Genomic DNA, 2,874 nt, shown 5'->3' with positions numbered 1-2,874 from the left:
GGGTTCAGGATGACGTCGATGGGGGTGCCGTCGGCGAGGTAGGGCATGTCCTCCACGGGCAGCACGCGGGAGATGACGCCCTTGTTGCCGTGGCGGCCCGACAGCTTGTCGCCCTGCTGCACCTTGCGCTTCTGGGCCACGTAGATGCGGACGAGCTCGTTCACGCCGGGGGCCAAGTCGTCGCCGGCCTCGCGGGAAGTGCGGTAGATGCCGATGACGCGGCCGCCGGAGCCGTGGGGCACCTTGAGCGAGGTGTCGCGCACCTCGCGGGCCTTCTCGCCGAAGATGGCGCGCAGCAGGCGCTCCTCGGCCGTGAGCTCCGTCTCGCCCTTCGGCGTGACCTTGCCCACGAGCACGTCGCCCGGGAACACCTCGGCGCCCACGCGGATGATGCCGTCGGCGTCCAGGTCGGAGATCATGTCCTCGGAGATGTTCGGGATCTCGCGGGTGATCTCCTCGGGGCCGAGCTTCGTGTCGCGCGCGTCGATCTCGTACTCGGAGATGTGGATGGAGGTGAGCAGGTCCTCGGACACCACGCGCTCGGACACGATGATGGCGTCCTCGTAGTTGTAGCCTTCCCAGGGCATGTAGGCGATCATGAGGTTCTGGCCGAGCGCCAGCTCGCCGCCGTCGCAGGAGGGGCCGTCAGCCAGCACGTCGCCGGCCTGGACCTCGTCGCCCTTGCGGACGATGGGGCGGTGGTTGATGCAGCCGGACTGGTTGGAGCGCTGGAACTTCGGGATGAGGTACTCGTCGTACTCGCCCTCGTCGTTCAGGATGATGATGGTCTGGCCGTCCACGTAGTCCACCACGCCGGGGCGCTGGGCCACGAGGATCTCGCCGGAGTCCACCGCGATGCGGTGCTCGATGCCGGTACCCACGAGCGGGGCCGTGGGACGCAGCAGCGGCACGGCCTGGCGCTGCATGTTCGAGCCCATGAGGGCGCGGTTGGCGTCGTCGTGCTCGAGGAAGGGAATGAGCGAGGTGGCCACGGAGGTCATCTGGCGCGGGGAGACGTCCATGTAGTTCACCTGCTCGGGCGGCACGTCCATGGCCTCGCCGAACACGCCGTTGGTGTCGGTGGTACGGGCGAGCACGCGGGTGGCCTTGTGGAACACGCCGTCCTCGTCGGTGTAGCCGAACTCGCGGGTCTCCAGGTCGAACAAGTCGTTGGCCTGAGCGATGGTGAAGTTCTCCTCCTCATCGGCGGTCAGGTAGTCGATGTCGTCGGTCACCTTGCCGTCGACGACGCGGCGGTACGGCGTCTCGATGAAGCCGTAGGGGTTGATGCGGGCGTAGGTGGCCAGCGAGCCGATCAGGCCGATGTTCGGGCCTTCAGGCGTCTCGATGGGGCACATACGCCCGTAGTGGGAGGTGTGCACGTCGCGCACCTCGAAGCCGGCGCGCTCGCGGGACAGACCGCCCGGGCCCAGGGCCGACAGACGGCGCTTGTGCGTGATGCCGGCGGCGGGATTGGTCTGGTCCATGAACTGCGAGAGCTGGGAGCTTCCGAAGAACTCCTTGATGGCGGCCACGATGGGGCGGATGTTCACCAGCGACTGCGGCGTGATCTCGTCGGGCTCCTGCATGGACATGCGCTCGCGCACCACGCGCTCCATACGCGACAGACCGATGCGGAACTGGTTCTGGATCAGCTCGCCCACCGAGCGGATGCGGCGGTTGCCGAAGTGGTCGATGTCGTCGGTGGCGAAGCCCTCGTCACCGTTGTGCAGGCCGATGATGTAGCGCATGGTGCGCACGATGTCCTCGTCGGTCAGCGTGGAGGAGTCGTTCTCCTCGGGCGCAAATCCGAGCTTCTTGTCCATCTTGTAGCGGCCGACCTTGGCCAGGTCGTAGCGCTGCGGGTTGAAGAACAGGCCGTCGAGCAGCGTGCGGGCGCTGTCGATGGTCGGCGGCTCGCCGGGACGGAAGCGCTTGTACAGCTCGATGAGCGACTCTTCCTTCGTGGTGGCCGGATCGCGGTCGAGCGTGCGCAGCACCATCTCGGAGCTTCCGAGCAGCTCGATGATCTCCTCGCGGGTCTCGGCGAGGCCGAGGGCGCGCACGAGCAGGGTGGCCGGCTGCTTGCGCTTGCGGTCGATGCGGACGGAGAGCAGGTCGCGCTTGTCGGTCTCGAACTCGAGCCACGCGCCGCGGGAGGGGATGACCTTCGCGTTGTAGATGGTCTTATCGGAGGTCTTGTCGCGCTCGGCGGCGAAGTACACGCCCGGGGAGCGCACGAGCTGGGACACCACGACGCGCTCGGTGCCGTTGATGATGAAGGTGCCGCGCGGCGTCATGAGCGGGAAGTCGCCCATGAACACCTCCTGCTCCTTGATCTCGCCGGTCTCGCGGTTGATGAAGCGGATCTCCACGAAGAGCGGAGCCTGGTAGGAGACGTCCTTCTCCTTGCACTCATCTACCGTGTACTTGGGCTCGCCGAACTCATGCTTGCCGAACTCGACACACATATCCCCGGTGTTGTTCTCAATGGGGCACACGTCGGCGAAGGCCTGGGCCAAGCCCTCATTCTTGAACCACTCGAAGCTTTCCGTCTGAATGGCGATCAGATTCGGGACGTCCATCACGTCCGGAATCTTCGCGAAGCTTCGGCGATCCCTGTAAAGGCTGGTGGGAGCGGATTTTTTTCCTTGAGCCACGAGGCTGTTCCTCCTTCACGTCCATCGCAAAACTGCAAAAAAGTTGCAATCCGCTAATCTACTATTGCGCGAAGGCCGAGTCAAGAAAAATTTTCAGCAGCCATGGAAATTTTCTGGAAAATAGCCCCGGAACAGGGCTTTGTTCGGACAGAAATTTCCTGTCGCAGGAAGCGGTCGCCCCATCCCCCCATCGCGGGCCCCCCGCCCGCGAGCC

General features: G+C 65.2%; 1 protein-coding gene. It reads right to left on the bottom strand.

Translation table 11 applies throughout. The annotated features are described in order from the left end of the window. Positions 1 to 2,660: DNA-directed RNA polymerase subunit beta (rpoB, locus tag Q5064_RS11320; protein WP_302964762.1), on the bottom strand; the 2,660-nt coding region annotated here is incomplete at its 3' end. Positions 2,661 to 2,874: the final 214 nt, after the last annotated feature.

This window comes from uncultured Adlercreutzia sp., assembly GCF_958431955.1.
Classification (GTDB): Bacteria; Actinomycetota; Coriobacteriia; order Coriobacteriales; family Eggerthellaceae; genus Adlercreutzia.
Note: the sequence above shows the minus strand (reverse complement) of the source record. Positions and strands in the feature narration are given on the sequence as shown.